This is a genomic window from Mycobacterium sp. E1747 (assembly GCF_001667775.1).
GTDB lineage: Bacteria > Actinomycetota > Actinomycetes > Mycobacteriales > Mycobacteriaceae > Mycobacterium.
In genome coordinates, this window is record NZ_LZJI01000160.1 from 1 (window position 1) to 26,013 (window position 26,013).

20 protein-coding genes and 1 riboswitch are annotated in these 26,013 nt (G+C 68.1%); of the genes, 7 read left to right on the plus strand and 13 right to left on the minus strand.

What is annotated here, in order from left to right; genetic code table 11:
- From A5695_RS15375 to A5695_RS15400, 6 genes are all read left to right on the plus strand, one after another.
- The coding region (locus A5695_RS15375; protein ID WP_082946121.1) for a hemolysin family protein at nt 1–1,188 on the plus strand (1,188 nt) is incomplete at its 5' end.
- Nucleotides 1,185–2,225, plus strand: coding sequence for a hemolysin family protein (locus A5695_RS15380; protein WP_068083498.1), 1,041 nt, complete (start codon nt 1,185–1,187; stop codon nt 2,223–2,225). The genes A5695_RS15375 and A5695_RS15380, both read left to right, overlap by 4 nt.
- 279 nt (nt 2,226–2,504) lie before the next feature.
- Nucleotides 2,505–4,709: a malate synthase G gene (locus A5695_RS15385; RefSeq protein ID WP_068083502.1), complete on the plus strand. Its 2,205-nt coding sequence runs from the start codon at nt 2,505–2,507 to the stop codon at nt 4,707–4,709.
- A 102-nt stretch (nt 4,710–4,811) separates the two neighbouring features.
- Nucleotides 4,812–6,842 (plus strand): substrate-binding domain-containing protein, encoded by a 2,031-nt coding sequence (locus tag A5695_RS15390; RefSeq protein WP_068083505.1) that lies wholly within the window; start codon nt 4,812–4,814, stop codon nt 6,840–6,842.
- Between the two features lie 211 nt (nt 6,843–7,053).
- Nucleotides 7,054–8,307, plus strand: a complete 1,254-nt coding sequence (gene kasB / locus A5695_RS15395; RefSeq protein WP_068083508.1) for a 3-oxoacyl-ACP synthase KasB — start codon at nt 7,054–7,056, stop codon at nt 8,305–8,307.
- Nucleotides 8,308–8,377: 70 nt separating this feature from the next.
- A complete protein-coding gene (locus A5695_RS15400; RefSeq protein WP_068083511.1) occupies nt 8,378–9,238 on the plus strand; it encodes a haloalkane dehalogenase in 861 nt (286 codons plus the stop codon).
- A 10-nt stretch (nt 9,239–9,248) separates the two neighbouring features.
- Here A5695_RS15400 and gcvP read toward each other — a convergent pair whose 3' ends face one another.
- From gcvP to A5695_RS15460, 12 genes are all read right to left on the minus strand, one after another.
- A complete protein-coding gene (gcvP, locus tag A5695_RS15405; RefSeq protein WP_068083514.1) occupies nt 9,249–12,095 on the minus strand; it encodes an aminomethyl-transferring glycine dehydrogenase in 2,847 nt (948 codons plus the stop codon).
- A 172-nt stretch (nt 12,096–12,267) separates the two neighbouring features.
- Nucleotides 12,268–12,366: riboswitch (glycine riboswitch) on the minus strand.
- Nucleotides 12,367–12,407: 41 nt separating this feature from the next.
- On the minus strand, nt 12,408–13,013 hold the full coding sequence (locus tag A5695_RS15410) for a MerR family transcriptional regulator (RefSeq protein WP_067272542.1): 606 nt from the start codon (nt 13,011–13,013) through the stop codon (nt 12,408–12,410).
- A gap of 282 nt (nt 13,014–13,295) precedes the next feature.
- Complete coding sequence (locus tag A5695_RS15415; RefSeq protein ID WP_046184273.1) at nt 13,296–13,790, minus strand: bifunctional nuclease family protein; 495 nt, start codon at nt 13,788–13,790, stop codon at nt 13,296–13,298.
- A gap of 106 nt (nt 13,791–13,896) precedes the next feature.
- Entirely contained in the window at nt 13,897–14,652 is a 756-nt protein-coding gene (locus A5695_RS15420) for a MerR family transcriptional regulator (RefSeq protein ID WP_068083518.1), read from the minus strand.
- Nucleotides 14,652–15,113: a glycogen accumulation regulator GarA gene (gene garA, locus A5695_RS15425; protein ID WP_369830194.1), complete on the minus strand. Its 462-nt coding sequence runs from the start codon at nt 15,111–15,113 to the stop codon at nt 14,652–14,654. The genes A5695_RS15420 and garA overlap by 1 nt, the downstream gene beginning before the upstream one ends.
- A 261-nt stretch (nt 15,114–15,374) precedes the next feature.
- On the minus strand, nt 15,375–15,773 hold the full coding sequence (gene gcvH / locus A5695_RS15430; RefSeq protein ID WP_068083525.1) for a glycine cleavage system protein GcvH: 399 nt from the start codon (nt 15,771–15,773) through the stop codon (nt 15,375–15,377).
- 28 nt (nt 15,774–15,801) lie between these two features.
- Nucleotides 15,802–16,641, minus strand: coding sequence for a DUF881 domain-containing protein (locus A5695_RS15435; RefSeq protein ID WP_068083549.1), 840 nt, complete (start codon nt 16,639–16,641; stop codon nt 15,802–15,804).
- Between the two features lie 66 nt (nt 16,642–16,707).
- Nucleotides 16,708–17,040, minus strand: coding sequence for a small basic family protein (locus A5695_RS15440; RefSeq protein WP_007170008.1), 333 nt, complete (start codon nt 17,038–17,040; stop codon nt 16,708–16,710).
- A gap of 49 nt (nt 17,041–17,089) precedes the next feature.
- Nucleotides 17,090–18,016 (minus strand): DUF881 domain-containing protein, encoded by a 927-nt coding sequence (locus A5695_RS15445; protein WP_068083527.1) that lies wholly within the window; start codon nt 18,014–18,016, stop codon nt 17,090–17,092.
- Nucleotides 18,009–18,638 carry a CDP-alcohol phosphatidyltransferase family protein gene (locus tag A5695_RS15450; RefSeq protein WP_068083531.1) on the minus strand — a complete coding sequence of 210 codons (630 nt, stop codon included), beginning with the start codon at nt 18,636–18,638 and terminating at the stop codon, nt 18,009–18,011. The genes A5695_RS15445 and A5695_RS15450 overlap by 8 nt, the downstream gene beginning before the upstream one ends.
- A 44-nt stretch (nt 18,639–18,682) precedes the next feature.
- Entirely contained in the window at nt 18,683–21,007 is a 2,325-nt protein-coding gene (gene secA2, locus A5695_RS15455) for an accessory Sec system translocase SecA2 (RefSeq protein ID WP_068083534.1), read from the minus strand.
- A gap of 34 nt (nt 21,008–21,041) precedes the next feature.
- Nucleotides 21,042–22,694, minus strand: a complete 1,653-nt coding sequence (locus A5695_RS15460; RefSeq protein ID WP_068083537.1) for an acetolactate synthase — start codon at nt 22,692–22,694, stop codon at nt 21,042–21,044.
- Nucleotides 22,695–22,786: 92 nt separating this feature from the next.
- Here A5695_RS15460 and A5695_RS15465 point away from each other — a divergent pair, with 92 nt between their 5' ends.
- Complete coding sequence (locus A5695_RS15465) at nt 22,787–24,712, plus strand: ABC transporter ATP-binding protein/permease (protein WP_068083540.1); 1,926 nt, start codon at nt 22,787–22,789, stop codon at nt 24,710–24,712.
- Here A5695_RS15465 and A5695_RS15470 read toward each other — a convergent pair.
- A complete protein-coding gene (locus tag A5695_RS15470) occupies nt 24,709–25,704 on the minus strand; it encodes an IS481 family transposase (RefSeq protein ID WP_231974853.1) in 996 nt (331 codons plus the stop codon). The genes A5695_RS15465 and A5695_RS15470 overlap by 4 nt on opposite strands.
- Nucleotides 25,705–26,013 lie beyond the last annotated feature (309 nt).

The window sequence follows — 26,013 nt, forward strand, 5'->3', positions numbered from 1 at the left end:
CAGCTATCCGGCGCTCAATTGGGCATCTCGGCAACCACATTGGCGGCGGGATACCTGACCGATCCGATGCTCGCCGACCTGCCGCACCCGTGGTTCGACGCGATCGGAATACCCGACCGGGTGGCCGACGCGATCATGGCGTTCGTGGCGTTGGTCATCGTCACCTCGGTGTCGATGGTGTTCGGCGAGCTGGTTCCCAAATACCTTGCCGTGGCGCGGCCGTTGTCCACCGCGCGCGCCGTGGTGGCCGTTCAGCTGCTGTTCTCACTCCTGTTCACCCCGGCGATCCGGCTCACCAACGGCGCGGCGAACTGGATCGTGCGCCAACTGGGCATCGAGCCGGCCGAAGAGCTGCGGTCGGCCCGCTCGCCGCAGGAACTGCTATCGCTAGTGCGTTCCTCGGCGCGCAGCGGCTCCCTGGACCCGGCGACGGCGTCGCTGGTGCGGCGCTCGCTGCAGTTCGGCGCCCTGACCGCCGAGGAACTGATGACGCCCCGATCCAAGATCGTCGCGTTGCAGACCGACGACACGGTCGCTGATCTGGTGACCGCGGCGGCCGAGTCCGGGTTCTCCCGCTTCCCGATCGTCGACGGCGACCTCGACGAGACCATCGGCATCGTGCATGTCAAGCAAGTGCTGGCCATCCCGGCGGCCGACCGGGCGCGCACGACGCTGACCACGGTGGCCCAGCCCGTCCCGGTGGTGCCCTCGACGCTGGACGGCGACGCCGTCATGGCCGAGATCCGCGCGAACAACCTGCAGACCGCGATGGTCGTCGACGAATACGGCGGCACCGCGGGCATGGTGACCGTCGAGGACCTGATCGAAGAGATCGTCGGCGACGTCCGCGACGAACACGACGACGCCACGCCGGATGTCGTCGCCGCCGGTACGGGCTGGCGGGTCTCGGGCCTGCTGCGCATCGACGAGGTGGCCACCGCCACGGGCTTCCGGGCTCCCGAAGGGCCCTACGAGACCATCGGCGGGCTGGCGCTGCGCGAACTCGGCCACATCCCGGTGGCGGGCGAAACCGTGAGGCTGCCGGCCCTGGACGCCGACGGGCTGTTGGACACCTCGCTGCGCTGGCAGGCGACCGTCATCCGGATGGAGGGGCGCCGGATCGACCTGCTGGAGCTCAACGAGCTGCAGGGTGACGGTGACACCCTGGCCTCGGGAGGTCAGGAATGAGCGATCCCATGGGCGTGTTCCTGGCGATCCTGTTGATCGGCGTCAACGCCTTCTTCGTCGGCGCGGAATTCTCGTTGATCTCGGCTCGGCGCGACCGGCTGGAAGCGCTGGCCGAGCAGGGTAAGGCGCGCGCGGTCACGGTGATCCGCGCCGGCGAACAGTTGCCGGCGATGCTGGCCGGCGCCCAGCTGGGCGTCACCGCCGCCTCGCTGCTGCTGGGGCGGATCGGCGAGTCGGCGGTCTCCAGCCTGCTGCGCTCGGCGTTGGGGTTGACCAGCATCCCCCCGCCGCTGCTGCACACGCTGTCGTTCGCGATCGCGCTGGCGATCGTGGTGACGCTGCACGTGCTGCTGGGCGAGATGGTGCCCAAGAACATCGCGCTGGCCGGCCCCGAGCGCACGGCGATGCTGCTGGTGCCGGCCTACCTGGCCTACGTGCGGGCGGTTCGGCCGTTCATCACGTTCTACAACAAATGCGCCAGCGTGGTGGTGCGGGCGCTGGGGGTGGAGCCCAAGGAAGAGCTCGAACTCACGGTCTCCCCCGTCGAGTTGAGCGAGATGATCGCCGAGTCGGAATCCGAGGGCCTGCTGGATCGGGAGGAACACACCCGGCTGACCCGGGCCTTGCAGATCGGCACCCGCGTGGTCGGCGACGTGGCGGTCCCCCTCGCCGATGTGCATGCGGTGCCGGTGGCGGCGCCGGGCTCCGGCCCGACGGTCGGCGCCGTCGAACGGGCCCTGGCCCAGACCGGCTACTCGCGGTTCCCCGTGACGAACGTCAACGGCGACTTCATCGGCTACCTGCACATCAAGGACATGCTGACCCTCGGCGACGACCCGGGGACCGTGATCGACCTGGCGATGGTGCGTCCCCTTCCGCGGCTCCCCAAATCGCTGCCGTTGGCCGACGCGTTGTCGCGGATGCGCCGCAGCAACAGCCATCTGGCGCTGGTGACCGGCGCGGGCGGCGACGTGGTCGCGATGGTGGCGATGGAAGACCTGGTCGAAGACCTCGTCGGCACCATCCGCGACGCGTAGGGATACTGGGTCGCCGAAGAGGGCCACGGCGAGCCCGTATGATTTCCAAAGGCTGCCAGTCAAGAAAATGCTGCCGGGCGCAGGATCTCAGGCACGCTGACGCGTTGCTGTGAATCGATCCCCTGCTCGCCGCAGCGGCATGGTTTGGAGCTGTCAGCGCGGCCTGACCTGGTGTGGCGCGTCGGGCGGATACGCTCACCGGGCTGCTGCTCGGTACGCTGAAGACATTGCCGCTCCGAGCCAATGGCGCTTGGTGAGGCTTCATTATGGAGGAGAAACATGACTGATCGCGTGTCGGCGGGGAACCTGCGCGTCGCCCGAGTGCTCTACGACTTCGTGAACAACGAGGCCCTGCCCGGCACCGACATCGACCCCGACAGCTTCTGGGCGGGGGTCGACAAAGTCGTCGCCGACCTGACGCCCAAGAACCGGGACTTGCTGAACCGCCGCGACGAGCTGCAGGCCCAGATCGACAAGTGGCACCGGCAGCGCGTGATCGAGCCGTTCGATGTCGATGCGTACCGCCAGTTCATCACCGAAATCGGTTACCTGCTGCCCGAACCCGACGATTTCACGATCACGACCTCCGGCGTCGACGACGAAATCACCACGACCGCGGGTCCGCAGCTGGTGGTGCCCGTGCTCAACGCCCGCTTCGCGCTGAACGCCGCTAACGCGCGCTGGGGCTCGCTGTACGACGCCCTCTATGGCACCGACGTCATCCCCGAGGATGACGGCGCCGAGAAGGGCACCAGCTACAACAAGGTCCGCGGCGACAAGGTCATCGCCTACGCCCGTAACTTCCTCGACCAAGCGGTGCCGCTGGAATCCGGCGCCTGGGCCGACGCGACCGGGCTGTCGGTCGAAGACGGCCAGCTCAAGATCGCGACCGGCGACCGGTCCGTCGGTCTGGCCAGCCCGGAGAAGTTCGCCGGCTACACCGGGCAACTCGGCTCCCCCGACTGGTCGGTGCTCCTGGTCAACCACGGCCTGCACATCGAGATCCTGATCGACCCGGAATCGCCGATCGGCAAGACCGACCGCGCCGGCATCAAGGACGTGGTCCTGGAATCGGCCGTCACCACGATCATGGACTTCGAGGACTCGGTGGCCGCCGTCGACGCCGACGACAAGGTGCTGGGCTACCGCAACTGGCTCGGGCTGAACAAGGGCGACCTATCCGAAGAGGTCGCCAAGGACGGCAAGAGCTTCACCCGCGTCCTCAACGCCGACCGCACCTACACCACGCCCGACGGTACGGGCCAGCTGACCCTGCCCGGCCGCAGCCTGCTCTTCGTCCGCAACGTGGGTCACCTGATGACCAACGATGCGATCGTGAGGAGCGAAGGCGACGAAGAAGTAGAGGTGTTCGAGGGCATCATGGACGCGCTCTTCACCGGTCTGACCGCGATCCACGGGCTCAAGACGGGCGACGCGAACGGCCCGCTGGCCAACAGCCGCACCGGGTCGATCTACATCGTCAAGCCCAAGATGCACGGCCCCGACGAGGTTGCCTTCACCTGCGAGCTGTTCAGCCGCGTCGAGGACGTCCTCGGTCTGCCGCAGGCCACCCTGAAGGTCGGCATCATGGACGAGGAGCGGCGCACCACCGTCAACCTCAAGGCGTGCATCAAGGCCGCGGCCGACCGGGTGGTGTTCATCAACACCGGCTTCCTGGACCGCACCGGCGACGAGATCCACACCTCGATGGAGGCCGGCCCGATGATCCGCAAGGGTGCGATGAAGAGCACCACGTGGATCAAGGCCTACGAGGACGCCAACGTCGACATCGGGCTCGCCGCCGGCTTCAAGGGCAAGGCGCAGATCGGCAAGGGCATGTGGGCCATGACCGAGCTGATGGCCGACATGGTCGAGCAGAAGATCGGCCAACCCAAGGCGGGCGCGACCACCGCGTGGGTGCCCTCCCCGACGGCGGCCACCCTGCACGCGATGCACTACCACTACGTCGACGTGGGCGCCGTGCAGGAGGAGCTGGCGGGCCAGAAGCGCACCACCATCGAGGAATTGCTGACCATCCCGCTGGCCAAGGAACTGGCCTGGGCCCCCGAGGAGATCCGCGAGGAGGTCGACAACAACTGCCAGTCCATCCTCGGCTACGTGGTGCGCTGGGTCGCCCAGGGCGTCGGCTGCTCGAAGGTGCCCGACATCCACGACGTCGCCCTGATGGAAGACCGTGCGACGCTGCGCATTTCGAGCCAGCTTTTGGCCAACTGGCTGCGCCACGGTGTCATCACCGAGGAGGACGTGCGAGCCAGCCTGGAGCGGATGGCGCCGCTGGTCGACGAGCAGAACGCCAAGGACGCGGCCTACAAGCCGATGGCGCCCGACTTCGACGACAGCCTGGCCTTCCTGGCCGCTCAGGACCTGATCCTGACGGGAACCCAGCAGCCCAACGGCTACACCGAGCCGATCCTGCATCGCCGTCGGCGCGAAGCCAAGGCCCGCGCGGCGCAATCAAATTGAGCCGGTGCCTTAATCGGCCTCGGCACCCATCGACGCCGCTGGTGACTAAGATCAGCGGCGGGTTGACAACGATCGATCGACGGAAAGGCGACGGACACCGCTATGGGTAGGCACAGTTTGCCCGACCCTGAGGACTCCGTCGACCAACCGCACGAAAGCGGCGATCCGGACGAGCGGCACCGCGACGCCGTCGGCGAGGACTACTCCGACTGGGACCACCAGCCGGCCGACGACGATTTCTCCGCCGGTGAAGAGCCCTATGAGGACGCATTCCCGGGTGACACCGCCGACGAGTACCCGGACTTCCCGCCGCGGCAGCCGGGCCTGCCCGCCTCGGAGCCGCCGGCCGCGTCGCCGTCGCTGTTCCGCGGCGGGCACCGCGGACTCGGCAATTGGCGGGGCGGCCACCGCAGCGAGGGCGGGCGCCGCGGCGTCAGCATCGGCGTGATCGTGGCCCTGGTCGCCGTCATCGTCGTGGTGGGCACCGTGATCCTGTGGAGCTTCTTCGGCGACGCGTTGTCCAACCGTTCGCACAAGGCCGCCGGACGCTGCGCCGGCGGCAAGGAGACGGTCGCCGTCATCGCCGACCCGTCGATCGCCGATTCCGTGCAGCAGTTCGCGCAGAGCTACAACTCCTCCGCCGGCCCGATCGGGGACCACTGCGTGGAAGTCAGCGTCAAACCGGCCGGCTCGGACGCGGTCCTGAACGGCTTCATCGGCAAGTGGCCCGCCGAGCTGGGCGGGCAGCCGGCGTTGTGGGTTCCCGGCAGCTCGGTCTCCGCCGCGCGGCTCGCCGGGGCCACGGCGCAGAAGACGATCACCGACAGTCGCTCGCTGGTGACGTCCCCGGTGGTGCTTGCCGCCCGGCCCGAACTGGCGTCAGCGCTGGGCAACCAGAACTGGGCGGCGCTGCCCGGGCTGCAGACCAACCCGAACGGATTGGCCGGCGTGAACCTGCCGGCCTGGGGCTCGCTGCGACTGGCCGTGCCGATGAACGGCAACGGTGACGCGGCGTTCCTCGCCGGGGAAGCGATAGCGGCCGCGTCGGCCCCTCCCGGCGCGCCGGCGACCCAGGGCACCGGCGCGGTGCGCGCGGTGCTGACCGGACAGCCCAAGCTGGCCGACAATTCGCTGACCGAGGCGATGAACACCCTGCTGAAGCCCGGAGACGCGGCGGCCGCACCGGTGCACGCGGTCATCACCACCGAGCAGCAGCTGTTCCAGCGCGGCCAGTCGCTGCAAAACGCCAAGGGCACGTTGGGCTCCTGGCTGCCGTCCGGCCCGGTACCCGTCGCCGACTATCCCACCGTCCTGCTCAGCGGCCCGTGGCTGACCCAGGACCAGACCGCGGCCGCCAGCGAGTTCGCCCGCTACATGCACAAGCCCGAGCAACTCACCAAGCTGGCCAAGGCCGGTTTCCGAGTCAACGGGGTCACGCCGCCGAGCAGCCCGGTCACCACGTTCCCGGCGCTGCCCGCGGCGCTCTCGGTGGGTGACGACGCGATGCGCGCGACGCTGGCCGAGGCGATGGCCACCCCGTCGAGCGGGTTGGCCGCGACCATCATGCTCGACCAGTCGATGCCCGGCCAGGAGGGCGGGAAGACCCGGTTGGCGAACGTGATCGCCGCACTTCAGGACAAGATCAGGGCGCTGCCGCCCACGTCGGTGGTGGGTCTGTGGACGTTTGACGGGCACGAGGGCCGCTCGGAGGTGCCCGGCGGGCCGCTGGGTGACCCGGTCAATCCCACCGGTGGCCAGCCGCGCTCGGCGGCGCTGGTAGGCGCGCTGGACAAGCAATACTCGTCGGCCGGCGGGGCGGTGTCGTTCACCACGCTGCGGATGATCTACCAAGAGCTGCAGGCCAACTACCACGCCGGGCAGACCAATTCGATCTTGGTCATCACCGCTGGCCCACACACCGACCAAACCCTGGACGGGCCCGGGCTGCAGGACTTCATCCGCAAGAGTGCGGACCCGGCCAAACCGATCGCGGTGAACGTCATCGACTTCGGCGGCGACCCGGACCGCGCGACGTGGGAGGCGGTCGCCCAGCTCAGCGGCGGCGGCTACCAGAACCTGGCCACCTCCGCGTCCCCGGACCTCGCCGCGGCACTCAACGCCTTCCTGAGCTGAGGACGCATGCGGGGCACGCACGCGAACGTCGCGGCGGGGTCTTCCCGGTCCGGACCGGAAGTTGCCGCTACGCTTTGAGGTTGATTCCACGGCCGACGCTATGGGGAGCGTTGCGAAGGCATTCGGTTGAGCGCCTTCCAGTGGAATCCGGAGGGTGCCCCAATGTATGCGCGGCCGGGGCGGCGCCGCGAAAGGATGATCCACGACAGCAATGACGAAACTGATTACTGGACAAGCGCTTCCAAATGTGGTGGTCACGGGGATCGCCATGACCACCGCATTGGCCACCGACGCGGAGACCACCTGGAAGTTGCTCCTCGACTGCCAGAGCGGCATCCGCGAGCTCGACGACCCGTTCGTGGAGGAGTTCGACCTGCCGGTCCGCATCGGCGGGCACCTGCTGGAGGAATTCGACAGCGAGCTCAACCCCGCCGAGCTGCGCAGGACGGGCTACCTGGCGAGAATGGCGGCGATCGTCAACCGGCGGGCGTGGGACCATGCCGGCTCACCCGACGTCGACCCGAACCGCCTGTTGGTGTCGATCGGGACCGGGTTCGGTTCCGGCGAGGAGCTGGTGTTCAGCCTGGACAACCTCCGCGCCCGCGGCGTGAAGGCGGTCTCGCCGCTTTCGGTCAGCAAGTCCATGCCCGACGCCGCCGCGCAGGCGGTCGGCCTGGAACGGCACGCCAGGGCCGGCGTGATGACGCCGGTGTCGGCGTGCGCGTCGGGGTCGGAGGCCATCGCCCGGGCCTGGCAGGCGATGGTGTTCGGCGAGGCCGACGTCGCGATCTGCGGTGGCGTCGAGACCAGGATCGAGGCGGTGCCTATCGCCGCCTTCGCGAACATGCGGATCGTGATGTCGACGAACAACGCGAACCCGGCCGGCGCGTGTCGCCCCTTCGACAAGGACCGCGACGGTTTCGTGTTCGGCGAGGCGGGCGCGCTGATGGTCCTGGAAACCGAGGAGCACGCCAAGGCGCGCGGGGCCCGCATTCTGGCGCGGCTGATGGGGGCCGGGGTGACCTCCGACGGCTACCACATGGTGGCGCCCGACCCCAGCGGGAGCCGCGCCGGCCAGGCGATGACGCGCGCCATCCAGCTCGCGGGTCTCACGCCTGACGACATCGACCACGTCAACGCCCATGCCACCGGGACGCAGATCGGTGACCTGGCCGAGGGCAAGGCCATCAACAACGCGTTGGGCAACAACAAGCCCGCGGTGTACGCGCCGAAGTCCGCGCTGGGCCATTCCGTCGGCGCGGTGGGCGCGGTGGAGTCGATCCTGACCGTGCTGGCATTGCGCGATCAGATCGTTCCGCCCACGCTGAACCTGGAAAACCTGGACCCCGAAATCGATCTGGACGTGGTGTCGGGCAATCCCCGGCGCGGCAACTACCGGTACGCCATCAACAACTCGTTCGGGTTCGGCGGGCACAACGTCGCCCTGGCCTTCGGCCGCTACTGAGCGTCGCCGCGCGGCCCGCAGGTTGTCACCCTCGGGGCCTAGCATCAGGGGCGCCACCGAGAGGAGCGCCATGAGCATGGATTTCACCCCGGACCCGAGGCTCTACCCGTTCCGGTCGCGTTGGTTCGACAGTTCGCGGGGGCGGCTGCACTACATCGACGAAGGCGCCGGGCCCCCGCTCGTGCTGTGGCATGGCAACCCGACCTGGAGCTTCCTGTATCGCAACATCGTTCTCGCGCTGCGTGACCGGTTCCGCTGCATCGCGCCGGATTACCTGGGGTTCGGGCTATCGGACCGGCCCGCGGGGTTCGGGTACACCATCGAGGAGCACGCCGGGGTGCTCGGCGAGTTCGTCGACAACCTGGAGTTGGACAGCTACCTCACGATGGGTCAGGACTGGGGCGGTCCGATCAGCATGGCGGTCGCGGTGGAGCGGGCCGAGCGGGTGGGCGGCGTCATCCTGGGCAACACCTGGTTCTGGCCGGCCGACGTGTTCACGACGAAGATGTTCAGCCGGGTGATGTCCAGCCCGCCGCTGCAGTACGCGATCCTGCAGCGCAACTTCTTCGTCGAGCGCCTCATTCCCGCCGGCACCCAGCACCGCCCGAGCGACGCGGTGATGGAGCACTACCGGGGCGTGCAGCCCAGCCCCGACGCGCGCAGGGGCGTCGCCGAGATGCCCAAGCAGATCTTGGCCGCAGAACCCCTGCTGGCCCGCCTCGCCCGCGACGTGCCGGCGAAGCTGGGCGCCAAACCCGCCCTGTTCGTCTGGGGCATGAAGGACTTTGCGTTCCGGCCCGGGCCGAGCCTCCCGCGGATGCGGGGGACCTTTCCCGACCACGTCGTGGTGGAACTGCCCGACGCCAAGCACTTCATCCAGGAGGACGCGCCGGATCAGATCGCGGCGGCGATCGTCGAGCGTTTCGGGTGACCGGCCGAACTTACGCGAAGGCCTCCACCGGCGGGCAGGAGCAGACCAGGTTGCGGTCGCCGTAGGCGCCGTCGATGCGCCGCACCGGCGGCCACACCTTCGGCCGGAAGGTCTTGCCCAGCGGATAGGCGGCCTCTTCCCGCGTGTACGGGTGCTCCCAATCGGAGACCAGCAGGCATTCGGCGGTGTGCGGCGCGCCGCGCAGCGGGTTGTCGTCCACGGGCCACTCCCCCGCGCCGACCCGGTCGATCTCGCGTCGGATGGCGATCATGGCTTCACAGAAGGCGTCGACCTCGGTCAGGGTTTCGCTTTCGGTGGGCTCCACCATCAGCGTGCCGGCCACCGGGAAGCTCATCGTCGGCGCGTGAAAGCCATAGTCCGCCAAGCGCTTTGCGACATCGTCGACGGTCACGCCGGTCGCCTTGGTGATGCCGCGCAGGTCCAGGATGCATTCGTGGGCAACCATCCCGTTCTCCCCGGTGTAGAGCACCGGGAAGTACTCGTCGAGGCGCCGGGCGATGTAGTTGGCCGAGGCGATGGCGGTCAGCGACGCGGCCCGCAGGCCGCTGGCAGCTCCGCCGCCCATCATCCTGATGTAGGCCCAACTGATCGGCAGGATCGAGGCGGACCCGTAGGGCGCCGAGGACACCGGATGCCCCTGGGGCAACTCGGGAGCATGCGGGTGTCCGGGCAGGAACGGGGCCAGGTGTGATCGGACCGCGACCGGTCCCACCCCCGGCCCGCCGCCCCCGTGCGGGATGCAGAACGTCTTGTGCAGGTTCAGGTGGCTGACGTCGCCGCCGAACTTCCCCGGCCGGGCCAGGCCGACCAGCGCGTTGAGGTTGGCCCCGTCCACGTAGACCTGACCGCCGGCGTCGTGGACGGCCGCGCAGATGTCGGCGATGTCGTGCTCGTAGACGCCGTGGGTGGACGGATAGGTGATCATCAGCGTCGACAACTCCGCGCCGTGCTGGCTGACCTTGGCGCGCAGGTCGTCGAGGTCGACGTCGCCGTTGTCGTGGCAGGCGACCACCACCACCCGCATGCCGGCCAACGCTGCCGACGCCGCGTTGGTGCCGTGCGCGCTGGACGGGATCAGGCAGATGTTGCGCTGAGGTTCGCCGCGGCTGGCGTGGTAGTCATGGATGGCCAGCAGGCCGGCGTATTCGCCCTGCGAGCCGGCGTTGGGCTGCAGGGATACCGCGTCGTAGCCGGTGATGTGCACCAGCCAGGTCTCCAGGTCGCTGATGAGCCGGCGCAGCCCGCGGGTGTCCGACGCCGGCGCGAACGGGTGCTGGCGGGCGAATTCCGGCCAGGTGATCGGCTCCATCTCGGCGGCGGCGTTGAGCTTCATCGTGCATGAGCCGAGCGGAATCATGCTGCGGTCCAACGCGATATCTTTGTCCGCCAGCGTGCGCAGGTAGCGCATCATCGCCGTTTCGGTGCGGTACTGGGTGAACGCGGGATGGGTCAGGAACTCCGAGGTGCGGGTCGCGATCTCACTGCCGACGGGCTCGGTGGCCGGCACGCCGAAGGCTTGCAGCACCGCGGTCACGTGGGCGTCCGTGGTGGCTTCGTCGCAGGCCACGGAGACGTGATCGGCATCGACGCGCCAGAGGTTGATGCCGTTCGCCTTGGCCGCGGCCACGACCTCGTCGGCGCGGCCCGGAACCCGCGCCAGCACGGTGTCGAAGAACTGCTTGTGCACCAGCGCCGCGTGGGACGACGAGCCCAGCGCGGCGGCGATGGCCTCGGCGTGGCCGTGCACGCGGCGGGCAATCGCGGTCAGCCCGTCGGCGCCGTGGTAGCTGGCGTACATGGCGGCCATCACGGCGAGCAGCACCTGTGCGGTGCAGATGTTGCTGGTCGCCTTGTCGCGGCGGATGTGTTGTTCACGCGTCTGCAGCGCCAGCCGGTAGGCCGGGGACCCGTCGGCGTCCAGCGACACCCCGACCAGCCGGCCGGGCAGCTGGCGGGCGTGCTTGCCGTGCACCGACAGGTATCCGGCGTGTGGGCCGCCGAATCCCATTGGCACGCCGAATCGTTGGGTCGTTCCGAACGCGACGTCGGCGCCGATGTCGCCGGGCGGGGTGATGAGCGTGCATGCCAGCAGGTCGGCGCCGATCGCGATCAGCGCGCTGCGGTCGTGGGCCTGTTCCACCAGGGCCGCCCAGTCGGTGATCCGGCCGCTGGCGCCCGGCTGCTGGGTGATCACACCGAAGAAGTCGCCGTCGGGAAGCCCATGGGTCAGGTCGGCGGTGACGATCTCGATGCCCAACGGCTGAGCCCGCGTCGCCAGGACGGCCGCCGTCTGGGCGAACAAGTCGGCGTCCACGGCCAGCCGGTTCGAGCTGCCGCGGGTCGCGCGGTGCATCAGCGTCATGGCCTCGGCGGCGGCGGTGCCTTCGTCGAGCATCGAGGCGTTGGCGACTTCCAGCCCGGTCAGATCGGCCACCATCGTCTGGAAGTTCAGCAGCGCCTCCAGCCGGCCCTGGCTGATCTCCGGCTGGTAGGGGGTATAGGCCGTGTACCAGGCCGGGTTCTCCAACACGTTGCGCAGCAGCACCGGCGGGGTGAGCGTGTCGTAATAGCCCTGCCCGATCATCGAGACGGCGACCGTGTTCGCCTCGGCCAGCGCCCGCAGCTCGGCCAGCGCCTCGGCCTCGGTGACGGCCGGCGGCAACTCATCCAGCCCCGGCGCCGCGCCGGCGGCGGTCAGCTTGTCGAGGATGCCCGCGGGCACGGCCTTGGCGGCCAGCTCGTCCAGTGAATCGACACCGATGACGGACAGCATCGTCGCGACGGCTTGGCCGTCCGGGCCGATGTGCCGGGCTGCGAACGTTGATTGGTCGGGCACTGGCGAACTCCTGGTGGTGGCATCGACAAAGGCAGAGGACTAGCGGCCCTCTCCCTCTGTCTTCACCCGTTCGCCGGGCGCCTGAGAGATTCGGCGCCGGGCACTGCCCTCGCGCCTTTCCCCATCGGCGGGTGTCGACCGCTAAGGCCGGCACCGCTTTCCAGAGGCATCGTTAACCCGCACGGTCCCGGGTGCCTGAGAGGTTAGCGGAGAGGTGTTGCTCCTTCGGCGTCCGTGACTGGCCGTCACGAAACTCTCCCGCACGAGTGCGATGCAGCGTCCAGTTTACCCGGCCCGGTGGCGCGGGTGCGCTCAACCGATCTTGCGGTCGCGGTGCTTGCGGCGCGAGGCGAGCTCGTCTTCCGGGGCGGCGATCGACTCGCCCCCGTCGGCCCGCTCACCGGGGAAGTCGGCGATCACGCCGGTGAGCTCCCGCATGGCGCCCGACACCGCGATGCCGAACACGCCCTGGCCGCCCTGCAGCAGGTCGACGACCTCCTCGGCCGACGTGCACTCGTAAACCGTGGTGCCGTCGGAGAACAACGTGATATTGGCCAGGTCCTGCACGCCGCGCTGGCGCAGGTGGTCGACCGCAACCCTGATGTTGTGCAGGGAGATTCCCGTGTCCAGGAGCCGCTTGACGATCTTGAGCACCAGGATGTCTTTGAACGAGTAGAGCCGCTGGCTGCCCGAGCCCGCCGCGCTGCGGATCGACGGCACCACCAGCGAGGTGCGCGCCCAGTAGTCCAGCTGCCGGTAGGTGATTCCCGCGATCTGGCAGGCGCTCGGGCCGCGGTAGCCGACCAGCTCGTCCGGCACGGAGTCGTCGGGAAACAGCCCGGGTTGTACGGGCGCTTCCGGCGCGGCGGTCGCGTGTTCAGCTAGATCCAGCTGTTCTTGGCGTGGCTGCTCGCTCACGGTGCTTCCTCTCGCCGATCGCGCTTTCGTTTCCAGCTGCGTACTGGCTGCGTCGCAGCCACGTTTGCTCAGGCCCGAGTGCTAGAGAGCTTACGCGCTTCGACAGCTACCGGGCCCTTAAGTCGTGATCAAAGTATGGCTGGCGCCGGGCAAAGTGGGGGCGCTATCCGCCAGGCGTGTCGACATCCCGGTGGTAAGTGAGATGGATCCGTGATGTCGGTGTCCAGGGTAGACCCGGTCGACAGGGTTCGCGAAGCCGCAGGAAGGGGCCGGAAAAGGGCTTCAGGTGGCCTTGAAATCGTCGGGCGAGACGCTGTCGAGGAACTCCTTGAACTTCTCCACCTCGTCCTCGCGGACGGCGGTGCCGCCCTCTTCGTCGGTCTCGTCGGGGATGAGCAGGCCGGCCTGGGCCAGCACGGCCTCCTCGACGTAGATCGGGACGCCGACGCGCAGCGCGATCGCCACCGAATCCGAGGGCCGCGCCGACACCGTGATGTTGCGGTCGAAGACCAGGTCGGCGTAGAAGGTGCCCTCTTGGAGGTCGACGATCCGGACCTCCTTCAGCGAATGGCCAAGCGCGGCAATGACATCCCTGATCAAATCGTGCGTCAGCGGGCGCGGTGGCTCGACGCCCTGCTGCTCGAGCGCGATGGCGGCAGCCTCCGATTGGCCAATCCAGATCGGCAGGTATCGGTCGCCGTCGGTTTCGCGCAGTAACAGGACCGGCTGGTTCTGCGGCTGCTCCACGCGAATGCCGACAACACGAACTTCACCCATTTGTGTCTGCCCTCCGCATATGCTGCCGTGTCGGTTCCTGGCGCAACGGCGACGCCGAATTTTCCGCTGTGCCGCTGAAAACCAAGCTATCGACGGAGTCTAGTCCTCAGCGATGCAGAACGTCGCGTACGGCGGATTTGATCAGCGACGTGTGCAAAGTGATAGCAAGGGCCGCCACCTCGCGCGCTAGGTCGTCGGCGCGGTCCCGGGCTCCGGTCGTACCGGCTTTTCCTATCGGCCCGGCGATTTGGGCGATGAGGTCTGATTGCCGGTCCGCCGCCGAGCGGAACGCCCGCAGGTGCCGCGGCTCGACGCCGTATTCCGACAGCGCCCGCGCGCACTGCAGGATGACGACGGCGTGTTCGTCGAAGAAGCCGCCCGGGCCGGTGGTAATCACCCCCGCCTTGAGCAGCGCCGTCAACAGGTCCTCGCCCACCCCCGAACGCTCCAGCAGGTCTTCCCGGCTCAACCGGATGCTCGACGGCGCCACGGCGGCCGCATCGGATCCGGCGCCCGGCTCGGGACCGGTCTCGCCGACTCCTGCCACCGACACCAGTCGTGGGGCGGCGTAGGGCGACCCGAAGGGCGGCAACTCCCCGTCGGGCTGCGCATCCAACTGCGCCCGGATGACCTTGAGCGGTAGGTAATGATCGCGCTGCGCGGTGAGGATGAACCGCAGCCGAGCGCAGTCGTACGCGTTGAATCTCCGATAGCCCGACGCGGCGCGCTGCGGCGTCACCAGTCCTTCGGCCTCCAGGAAGCGAATCTTGGAGATCGTGACATCGGGAAAGTCCGGCCTCAACAGTTCCAGGACCGCCCCAATCGACATCCCGGCCAGTGCCGGGCTATCGGGTGCGCTCACTAGCCTCCGGATCCTCCGTCCTCACCCTGCTTGGGCCCGGTCAGAAACACCAAGCGGAACTTGCCGATCTGCACCTCGTCGCCGTTGGCGAGCACCGCCGAGTCGACGGGCTCCCGGTTGACGTAGGTGCCATTGAGGCTACCGACATCCACCACGTTGAATTCGTTGTTTTCCAACCTGAATTCGGCGTGGCGGCGACTAACGGTGACGTCGTCGAGGAAGATGTCGCTGTCGGGATGCCGACCGGCCGACGTGACGGGCTGGTCGAGTAGGAATCGCGAGCCGGCATTCGGTCCGCGTTTGACGACCAGCAACGCCGAGCCGGCGGGAAGGCCCTCCACCCCGGAAACCGCGCTCTCGGTGCCCGCCTGCGCGGGCGCATCCAGTTCGTTGAGGAAGTCGGCGCGGAAGACCGAAGTCGTCTCCACCGTGACTTCGTCAGAGGTCTGGTCGTTGTCCATGTCCGTCACGCGCTGCTCCTCACTGGCCGCTGTGGCGTTGTTTGACCGGGCCGCTCGGCCGGCTGCTCACTGGGTTTACTCGCCCGGTACTGCCGATTACTAAGACTGCTGCCTTCAAGTGTCGATCTGTCGACGGTACCGCGCATAGGTCTGCAATGTGCCCCCACCCGACGATCGGGCGGACCGATTGCGCGCCTTCCCCCGCCGGCCTTCCGCGCCGCTCGCGTCGCCGCCCGGGGCTGGCAGGCAGATTAGCAATCGTCATTCGGTCAGTGTTCCGCGGTAGGCCTCGGCGTCAAGCAGCGACGAGATGGCCGACTCCAGCGCTGCGACGTCGGACACCTGGACATCCAGCAGCCACCCGGCCCCATACGGGTCGGAGTTGACCAGCTGCGGGCTACCTTCCAGATCGGCGTTGACCGCGGACACCGTGCCCGAAACCGGCGCGTACAGATCCGACACCGACTTCGTCGATTCGACCTCGCCGAAGGATTCACCCGCGGTCAGCGCGGCGCCGACATCAGGCAGCTGAACGAAGACGACATCGCCCAGCGCCGACTGCGCGAAGTCGGTGATCCCGACCCGAACGACGTCGTCACCGCTTCGGCGAACCCATTCGTGTTCGGTTGTGTAGTGCAGTTCGGGCGGGATATCGCTCACGAGTAATCCTGTTCTGTCGCGGATGTGCTCACTTGACCGGCTGAGCGTATTGGTGCGGTTTTGGTTGTCGCAAGGTGGTCACGTCCACTCGGTCGGCCTGCCGCACGGACATCCGCGCACCGACGCGCTTGATGCTGTCCTCGGCGCCGCCCGGAATGTTCATCGCGGCGGCCAGGGTGGGCGGATCACCAATGGCCAGAATCGAATACGGCGGCGAGAGCGTTTGAGTGTCGATGGTCAGCGAACCGGGCATGCCCACCGCCCAGGTATCGACACCCACGCGCACGGACTGGTGTGCATCGTTGATCTCGATCGCCTCGGCGCCGGCGGCCCGCAATTCGTTGATCACGTCGAGCATCACCTCCGGCGAGACACCCGGCCCGGGGTCGTCGATGGTGACCGTGACGCCCGGCCCGGTGGCGCCCACCGCGCCGACCAGGATGGACAAGGCGGCCAGCCTGGCCTGCGCGGCCTGGATGGCTGCCTGGTCGTTGTTGCCCGATGCCTGCAGCGAATTCAGCGTGTTCTGCAGTTCGTTCACTTCGGCGTTGAGGGTGGCCTCGCGCTGCCGCAACGAATCCAAAAGCACCAACAGGTCTGCGGGACGCGCCGTTTCCAGCGAATCACCGGACTCGTTCTGCCGGACCTGCGTGACGATGGCGATGCCGAGCAGCAGACACAACAGCGCCGCCAACGTGCCGAACGCGACCCGGGAACGGCCGCCGCGAACCATGCCCGACAGCCCGGTGCGGTGCACCGGACCGATCTCCGGACGTGGGCGCTTGGACGGTAGTTCGTGCCGGCCGTGCGGTGCGCGGCTTTCCGCTGCACCGCTTTCGGCCGCGCCGCCCGGCGGTTCCTCGCTCACGCCGGCCACACCTCGGCCATGGCGCCGCTCCCTTTCCTCGCTTCGCTCCCCATCGTCGCGTCCCCGTCACGCCCCGAACAGCCGGCGGCGCAGCGCGGCGGCATTGCCGAAGATGCGGATGCCCAGCACCACGATGATCGCCGTGGACAGCTGCGTGCCCACGCCTAATTGGTCTCCCACGTAGACGATCAACGCGGCTACGAAGACGTTGAACACGAACGAGATCACGAAGACCTTCGGGTCGAAGATCCGCTCCAGGTAGGCACGTAGCCCGCCGAACACGGCGTCGAGCGCCGCCACCACCGCGATGGGCAGGTACGGCTGGACAACCTCGGGCACCGCCGGGTGGAACACCAGGCCGAGCACGATGCCGATCGCCAGCGCCGCGATGCCGATCATGCTCGGTTTCCGTTTCGTGAGCTGCGGAGATGTCTGCCGAGGGCTTTTCTCACTGTGGCCCAATCTGTTTGGCGAACCTGGTATCCCGGATCGATCCGGCGGGAAGCGTCAGCCCGTCGGCGGCGTCCACCGTGACGACGACACCGTAGGAGACCTCGAGGAGCTTGAGGCGCTGCCGGCCGGAACTCTGATCGAAGACGTCCCGCATTGCGCGGGGCGGGCCCACCGCGAGAATCGTGTACGGGCTGCTGGTGGGATTGTTGTCGACCAGGATCGCCCCCCCGGCTTGCCGAATGGTCACGTTGGGACCGACGCGGACGCCACCGACCGAGATCGCCTCGGCCCCGCTCGCCCACAGCGAGTTGACGACCAGCTGCAGATCCCGGTCCAGAATGATCTGCCTGCTGCCGCTCACCCGCTGCTTGGAGACGTCGGAAAGGTTCGGGCCGGCACCGGGATCGGTCACGGTCACCTTCAGGCCGGGACCGATGACGGGCCGGCTCGCCGCCGACAGGCCGAGCTCATCGAGACGAGCCAACAGCCGCTGCCCTTCGGCGTCGTCGGCCAGTGCGCGCCGCTGCACGTCGTCGACTCGAGTGGACAGCTCGCTGCGCCGCTGGGCGAGTTGGGTGGCGGTGCCCTCCGTCGAACGCACATTGCCCAGCAACAGCTGCTGCGCGGAGCGCACACCGGGGGCGACCGAGCGCGCCTGCGCGACGGCGGCGGCGAAGACGGTGGCGATCAGCAGCGCCGCCAACGCCTGCCAGAGCCAGCCGAAGGCGCGTTCGCGCGCGCCCCCTGGCGCGGCGGCCTCGCGACGCTTCTCCGCGGCCGCGGCGTAGCCGGGATCGAGATGCTCGGAAAGCAGGGCGCGCAGCAGAGACGGCACCGGGATCAGCTCCGGCGGCGACGCCACGTGCGCGCTGCGGCCGGCGTTGGGGTCGTAGCCGCCCAGCAGGCGGTCCGGGTCAGCCACGATCGACCGCCTTGCGCGAGCCGGGCGGCTGCGCGCCATGCTTGAGCCGGGGCATCCGGCGGATGACCAGCGTCATCTGCACCACGTACAGCGCGAACGCCCACAAATAGCCATACATGCCCCAGATCAGGAAGGCCCAGCCGCAGGCCCCGACCACCCGGCTCCACAGGGCGTCCCACGTGCCCAGCAGCACCAGCGGGAAGCCCGACATCAACGCGAACGTGGCGGCCTTGCCGATGTAGGTCACCGGCAGCGCGGACAAGCCGCGGCTCCACAGCAGCGGCAGCGTCGCCGCCAGCAGCCCGTCGCGCGTCAGCAGGATGCCGACGAACCACCACGGCACCATCCCGCTCAGCGCCATCACGACGGGCACGCAGATCATGTACAGGCGGTCGACCGCCGGGTCGAGCAGGACGCCGAGCCGCGAGGACTGGTTGAGCAGCCGGGCGATCTTGCCGTCGGCCCAGTCGGACGCGCCGCTGAACATCAGGATCCCGACCGCCCACCCATTGGCGTGGGCGAACAGCAGGGCGTAGACGAACACTCCGATGAGCACCAGGCGAATGGCGCTCAGCGCGTTGGGCACCGTCAGCACCCGGTCGGGTGGAAGCGCCGGCTCCATAAGCCGTGACCTTAACGCGGCCATATTGCGGTCCGTTAAACGGCTTAGCGGAACACCCCGGGCAGGCTGAGCGTCGACAGCGTGTCGTCCGACAGCGGATTGTCGTTGACCATGTAGGTCCACGTCGAGGTCGGCCGGGCCAGCTTGGACAGATCCAGGCCCTGCTCCTCCTCGAGGACGTTGGCCGTCTCGAACGTCTGCTGGGCGGCCTCGATGGCGTCCGCTGCCAGCGACGCGAACGCGTCCACCGCCAGGCGGTGGAACTCGTCCAGCGGGTTCTGCCGGCCCAGCGCCCGCAGATGGATGCTTTCGCGAATGTCCGCCAGGTACGCCAGGTGGTCGGCCCACCCGCGGTCGAGGTGGTAGAGCATGATCTGCCGGCAGACCTTCTCCAGGCGATCTTCGGGAATGTTTTCGGAAAGCTCCTCGTACCGCTTGGGCGCCAGTTCGGCGAGCTCCTCGCGCGCGGTTGCGGTGCGCAGCAACGTGTTCCGGCGATCGACGATGATGGCGCGCTGCTGGGCGATCAGCTGGTTGTAGCGCCAGGTATTCGCGTGCACGTCCAGCATCCGGCCCTCGGCGACCCGCTGGGCGTGATCGAGCAGCCCGGCCGCCTTGGGGCTGACGATCCGGCCGTCCTCGTCGGTCTCCATCGGCAACTTGTTGTGGTCGAGGTTGGCCGCGACGACGTCGTCCTCCCAACTCGAGAAGAACACCGACGAGCCCGGGTCGCCCTGGCGTCCGGCGCGCCCGCGCAGCTGGTTGTCCAGCCGCTCGGTATGGTGCCGCCCGGTGCCCACCACGTGCAGTCCGCCGAGCTCGGCGACCCGGTCGTGGTCGGCCTCATCGGACCCGCCGAGGCGGATGTCGGTGCCGCGCCCGGCCATCTGCGTCGACACGGTGACCACCCCGTACTTGCCGGCCTCGGCGATGACCTCCGCTTCCTCGGCGTCGTTCTTGGCGTTGAGCACCACCGCGGGCACGCCGCGGCGCAGCAGCCGCTCGTGCAGTTCTTCGGATTCGGCCACGTCGCGGGTGCCGACCAGCACCGGCTGGCCCGTCTCGTGCACCTCGGCGATGTGCTCGACGATCCCGTCGTTCTTGGCGGCGGCGGTGATGTAGACGCGGTCGGACTCGTCCTCGCGAATGTTGGGCTCGTTGGGCGGAATTGGCGACACACCGAGCTTGTAGAACTGGCGCAGTTGCTCCCCTGCGGCCAGGGCCGTGCCGGTCATGCCGCACACGGTCGCGTAGCGATTGATCAGCGCCTGCACCGTGATGGTGTCGAGCACCTCGCCGGTTTCGGTGGTCTCGATCCCCTCTTTGGCCTCGACCGCGGCCTGCAGGCCGTCGGGCCAGCGCTGCAATTGCGCGATGCGCCCGCGCGCGGAGTTGATCAGGTGCACCGCGTCGTCGCGGACGATGTAGTGCACGTCGCGGTGCAGCAGCACGTGCGCGTGCAGCGCGACGTTGACCTCGGTCAGGGTGGTGCCGACGTGCTCCTCGGAGTACAGGTCGATGCCGCCGAGCGCCTTCTCCACTTTGCGCGCCCCGACATCGGTCAGATGGACGTTGCGGCTGTCGGAGTCGGTGTCGAAATCGGTTTCCGGGGAGAGTTCACCGACCAGCTTGATGATCTCCAGCCGGGGCGTCTCCCGGTGTGTCGTGCCGGCCAGCACCAGCGGCACCAGGGCCTCGTCGACGAGCACCGAGTCGGCCTCGTCGATCAGGGCCACGTCGGGGTTGGGCGACACCAGGTCGTCGACGTCGACCACGAGTTGGTCGCGCAGGACGTCGAAACCGATTTCGTTGACCGAGGCGTAGGTGACGTCGCAGCCATAGGCGGTGCGACGCTCCTCGCTGGTCGACTCGGCGGTGATCCAGCCGACCGTCAACCCCATCGCCTCGATCAGCGGGCCCATCCACTCCGCGTCGCGGCGCGCGAGGTAATCGTTGATCGTCACCACGTGCACGTGCCGCCCGGCCAGGGCGTAGCCGGCCGCCGCGATCGCCCCGGAGAGCGTCTTGCCCTCACCGGTGGCCATTTCGATGACGTCGCCGGCCAGCATGCGCAGCGCGCCGAGGAGCTGGACGTCGAACGGGCGCAGCGAGGTGGCCCGTTCGGCGGCCTCCCTGGCGATCGCCAGGAATTGCGGGATGTCGTCGGACTCGGCGAGATCCTCGAGCTTGAGCAGCTTGGCGGCCTTCCGCAGCTGCTGGTCGGTCAGGCCCGCGGCCTCCTCGTCGTATTCGGACGAGTCGGTGACCTGGGAAAGGGAGCGGTTGCGGTTCTTTTCGGTGCTCGCGCCGAGCAGTCGCCAGAATCGGCTGCTCAGGCGGCTGGGTTGCGCACGGGTGGTCTTTGGCACAGGTCAACGGTACGCGGTGAGCAGCGACGACCCGTCAGGCGAGGTTGGACCGGCGGGGATAGGCGACGTTGGGATCGGTGAGCACATTGACCACCGAGGGCAGTCCGCTGGCGAAGGCGCGTTCCAGCGCGGGCCGCAGCTCCGCCGGCACCGAGACCAGCTCACCGTGCGCGCCCAGGGCGCGCGCCACCTCGTCGTAGCGGGTGCCCGGCCGCAGTTCCGCCACCACCGAATAGCCGTACAACGCCTCCATCGGATGCTTCTCGAGCGCCCAGATCCCGTTGTTGCCGATCACCGAGACCACGGGCACGTTGTGCCGGACCAGGGTGTCCCATTCCATGCCGCTGAACCCGAAGGCGCCGTCGCCCTGGAGCAGGACGACTTGGCGGTCCGGCCGCGCCAGCTTGGCGGCCAGGGCGTAACCCGGGCCCGAGCCGAGGCAGCCGAACGGGCCGCTGTCCAGCCAGCAGCCCGGTTGGTAGCTGTCGATCACCCGCCCGGCGTAGGACCCGAAGTCGCCGGCGTCGATGACGACGATGGCGTCGCGGTCCAACATCGGCGCCAGCTCCGCGTACACCCGCATGGGATGCAGCGGCACGCGCTCGTCGCCGAATTCGGCCTTTTCCTTTCCTCGCGCGGCGTTCTCGGCGGTGCGCAGTTCCTCGATCCAGTCGCGGTGGTCGGTCCCGCTCCCGGGCGCCAACGCGGCGAGGATGGACAACAGGTCACCGTAGAGCTCGGCCTCAACCGGGCGGGGATGGTTGCGTTCGGGTTCGGCGCGATCGACCACGATGAGCTGGGTCTGCGGCCCGAACACCCCGCCGAAGCCCAGCCGGAAATCCATGGGCACCCCGACGATCAGCGCAACATCGGCCTCGCCCAACGCTTTTCCCCGCACCCGGGAGAACGCCAACGGGTGGTCGGCGGGCACCACCCCGCGGGCCATCCCGTTCATCAGCACCGGCACCTGGCGTTCCTCGGCGAGGCGCAGCAGGGCCGCCTCGCCGTGCCCCCACCAGACGTTGGTTCCCGCCATGATGACCGGCCGCCGGGCCCCCGACAGCAGGCTGGCGGCGCGACCGAGGGCGGCGCCGTCCAGGTCGTCGACGCCGGGCCCTGGGGGCAGGTCGGTGAGGGCACCGGGACGCCCGTGATCCTCGGACATGGAAAACACGTGGTCCATGGGAAAGTCGACGAAACCGACGCCCGACGGGGCGCCGACCGCCGCCCGCAACGCCTCGTCGACCAGCCGGCCGGCGTCCTCGGCGGACTGCGCCGTCGCGGCGAAGCGGGCCAGCGGCGCCACGAACGGCACGTGGTCGATCTCCTGCAGCGACCCCATGCCCCATCGCCCGGCGGGTGCCCGGCCACCGAGCACGACGAGCGGCGACTGGTTCTGCTGCGCGGCCGCCATCGCGCTCATCCCGTTGGTCACGCCCGGCCCCGCGGTGAGCGCGGCGACGCCGGGCACCCGCGTCACCTTCGACCACCCTTCCGCGGCGAAGGCCGCGGTCTGCTCGTGGCGGGTGTCGATCAGCCGAATTCCTTCCTCGCGGCAGCCGTCGTAGACCGAGAACAGATGGCCGCCGGACAACGTGAAGAGGGTGTCGACACCACTGGCTCGCAGGCGCCGCGCGATGAGCCGGCCGGCGTGCAATGTTTGTGTGGGGATGGCGTCGGTGCCCATAACCGCAGCCTAGCCAGATCCGTCCGGTACCTTCGCCGGAGGATTTGAAGTGCCAGTCAAGCCACCAGCTCGACCGTGAGGAGACAGCGACCATGGGCCCGAAGCCGTTCAAGCCCTCGATCAACTGGTCGGCAGCGGCCGTGGATTCTTTGCGGTGGGTCGCCATCGCGTGGCTGATCAGTGCCGTCTGTCTGTTCGTCGCGCTGGTTCTGTTCAGATACCTCACCCCGTGGGGCCGCCAATTCTGGCGCATCACGCGCGGGTACTTCGTCGGGGCGCGCAGCATCGGGGTTTGGGTGATGCTCGGCGTGCTGTTGCTGTCGGTGTTGCTTTCGGTGCGGTTGATGGTGTTGCTCAGCTACCAGGGCAACGACCTGTACACGGCCGTGCAGAAGGCGGTCCAGGGCGTGGCGGCCGATGACGACGCGGTCAAACAGTCGGGCGTTCACGGGTTCTGGATGTCGATCGCGATCTTCAGCGTGCTGGCCACCCTCTATGTCATCCGGTTCATGATCGACATCTATCTGACGCAGCGGTTCATCATCGCCTGGCGCATGTGGCTGACGTCGCATCTCACCGATGACTGGCTCGACGGCCGGGCCTACTACCGCGACCTGTTCATCGATCACACGATCGACAACCCCGATCAGCGCATCCAGCAGGACATCGACATCTTCACCGCGAACGCGGGCGGCACCCCGAACATCCCGTCGAACGGGACCGGCAGCACCTTGCTGTTCGGGGCCGTCAACGCGGTGGCCTCGGTCATCTCCTTCGCCGCGATCCTGTGGAACCTGTCCGGCAACCTCAACGTGTTCGGCGTCGAGTTGCCGCGCGCGATGTTCTGGACCGTCCTGGTCTACGTGTTGGTCGCCACGCTCGTTGCCATCTGGCTGGGGCATCCGCTGATCTGGCTCAGCTTCAACAACGAGAAACTCAACGCCGCCTTCCGCTATGCCTTGGTGCGCTTGCGTGACGCCGCCGAGGCCGTGGGCTTCTACCGTGGTGAACGAGTCGAGCGGGCGCAACTGTGGCGGCGGTTCACCCCGATCATCGACAACTACCGCAAGTTCGTGCGCCGGACCATCATCTTCAACGGCTGGAACTGGTCGGTGTCGCAGGCGATCGTCCCGCTGCCGTGGGTGATTCAGGCGCCGCGGCTGTTCGCCGGGCAGATCGACTTCGGCGACGTCGGCCAGAGCGCGACGGCCTTTGGCAACATTCACGATTCGTTGTCGTTCTTCCGCAACAACTACGACGCGTTCGCGGCCTTCCGGGCGGCCATCATCCGGTTGCACGGCCTGGTCGACGCCAACAGTCAGGGCCGCGCGCTGCCGACCATGCTGGTCAAGCCGAGCGAGGAGACGGCCGTCGAGCTGCGTGACGTCGAGGTGCGCACCCCGGCCGGTGATCGGCTGATCGATCCGCTCGATGTTCAACTGGCCGAAGGTGATTCGCTGGTAATCACCGGGCGCTCGGGCGCCGGCAAGACCACGCTGCTGCGCAGCCTGGCCGAATTGTGGCCGTACGCGTCTGGGACGCTGTGCCGTCCCGACGGCGAGAACGCGACGATGTTCCTGTCGCAGTTGCCGTACGTGCCGCTGGGCAGCCTACGCACCGTGGTGTGCTACCCGAACTCGCCGGATGGCGTGTCCGATGACGAGTTGCACGAGGTACTCACCAAAGTCGCCCTGGCCCCGCTGCTCGAGCGGCTCGACGAGGAGCGGGATTGGGCCAAGGTGCTTTCCCCCGGCGAACAACAGCGGGTCGCTTTTGCGCGTATCCTGCTGACCAAACCGAAGGCGGTCTTCCTGGACGAGGCCACCTCCGCGCTCGACGAGGGTCTGGAATTCGCGCTCTACCAACTGATTCGGACCGAGTTACCCGACTGCGTGGTGGTCAGCGTCAGTCATCGGCCCACCGTCGAGCAGCACCACGAACAAGAGCTGCAATTGCTCGGAGGCGGCCCCTGGCGGTTGGGCCCCGTGGAGGAGAAGAAGGAGCCCGCGCGCGTCTAGGTGTACTGCCCAGGGAGGTTGGTCAACCGTGTGATGGGTGGGACCTTGCCGATCGCTGAGTGTTGCCGGTGGTGATTGTAGGAGTGCAGCCAGGCCGGTAATGCGCTGCGTCGGGTGAGTTCGTTGGGGTAGTGGCGGGCGAAGGCCCATTCGCTGGCCATAGTGCGGTGGAATCGCTCGATTTTGCCATTGGTTTGTGGTCGATACGCTCGGGTGCGTCGATGGGTGATGTGCAGGTCGGCGCAGGCTTGGCGCCAGGCGCGGGAGATGTAGCAGCCGCCGTTGTCAGACAGCACCCGTTCGACGGTGACCCCGCGAGCGGCAAACCACGCGACAGCTCGGTGCAAGACGCCGACCGCGGTTAAAGCGGTCTCGTCGTTGTGGATTTCGGCGTAGGCCACTCGCGAGTGATCATCGCGATTACGGTGTGGACGAACGCGTGCCCAAGCAGTTCGCCGCGGTGGCGGCTGCGTGTGGTTTCCCGGGGTGGCTTGACGGTTCTTGCGGCCCTGGGCTCGACCGACGAAGCGCCACCCACCGCCGGTGGGGATGTTCCCCAGCTTTTTGACATCAACGTGAACGAGCGACCCAGGACGGTCATGTTCATAACGGCGGATCACTTCGCCAGTCCGGATGTCGATGTGTGACAGTCGGTTCAGTCGGCAACGAACTAAGACTGCATGCACTGTGGAGGCCGGCATCGCCAACCGCGAGGCAATCGCCAGCGGGGAAAGTCGATGTCGCCACCGTAATTCGACAATGCGTCGCACGACCGCCGTGGGCGTGCGATTGGGGCTGTGATGCGGGCGGCTGGACTGATCGGCCATTCCAGCTGGGCCCATCGCGGCGTAGCGCACCGCCCAGCGTTTGGCGGTCGGCCAGGACACGTGGAAGTGCTCGGCAGCCCGCGCGATCGGCCAGCCTTCATCAACGACACGGCGGGCCATCAGCAACCGGCCCCGGGGAGTCAAAACGGCGTTAGCGTGGACCACGAAGGTCTCCTGTTCGTTGCAGTGAAGTGGTAGCAGCTCCACTCCACGACAGGAGACCTTCGCCATTCAACGACCGCTACAGCGTGTCGTCACACCTCAACCAACGTGCCTGGGCAGTACATCTAGTGTCGTGAGTCGTTAATTCGCTTTCGGATAGTAGGCTTGGTGTGTGCCGGGTCCTGTTGCTGTGTCTGTGGTGTTGTCCGATGTCGAACGTGAGCAGTTGCAGGGGTGGGCTCGTCGGCCCAGTAGCGCTCAGGCGCTGGCGATGAGATCGCGAATCATTCTTGCCTGCGAGGGGGATTCAAG

Excerpts from the sequence above, each read along its gene's own strand:
- A5695_RS15380 (WP_068083498.1), top strand. The coding sequence starts at position 1,185 with ATGAGCGATCCCATGGGCGTGTTCCTGGCGATCCTGTTGATCGGCGTC.
- A5695_RS15385 (WP_068083502.1), top strand. The coding sequence starts at position 2,505 with ATGACTGATCGCGTGTCGGCGGGGAACCTGCGCGTCGCCCGAGTGCTC.
- A5695_RS15390 (WP_068083505.1), top strand. The coding sequence starts at position 4,812 with ATGGGTAGGCACAGTTTGCCCGACCCTGAGGACTCCGTCGACCAACCG.
- kasB (WP_068083508.1), top strand. The coding sequence starts at position 7,054 with ATGACGAAACTGATTACTGGACAAGCGCTTCCAAATGTGGTGGTCACG.
- A5695_RS15400 (WP_068083511.1), top strand. The coding sequence starts at position 8,378 with ATGAGCATGGATTTCACCCCGGACCCGAGGCTCTACCCGTTCCGGTCG.
- A5695_RS15415 (WP_046184273.1), bottom strand. The coding sequence starts at position 13,790 with ATGGGTGAAGTTCGTGTTGTCGGCATTCGCGTGGAGCAGCCGCAGAAC.
- garA (WP_369830194.1), bottom strand. The coding sequence starts at position 15,113 with ATGGACAACGACCAGACCTCTGACGAAGTCACGGTGGAGACGACTTCG.
- A5695_RS15440 (WP_007170008.1), bottom strand. The coding sequence starts at position 17,040 with ATGATCGGCATCGCGGCGCTGGCGATCGGCATCGTGCTCGGCCTGGTG.
- A5695_RS15450 (WP_068083531.1), bottom strand. The coding sequence starts at position 18,638 with ATGGAGCCGGCGCTTCCACCCGACCGGGTGCTGACGGTGCCCAACGCG.
- A5695_RS15460 (WP_068083537.1), bottom strand. The coding sequence starts at position 22,694 with ATGGGCACCGACGCCATCCCCACACAAACATTGCACGCCGGCCGGCTC.
- A5695_RS15465 (WP_068083540.1), top strand. The coding sequence starts at position 22,787 with ATGGGCCCGAAGCCGTTCAAGCCCTCGATCAACTGGTCGGCAGCGGCC.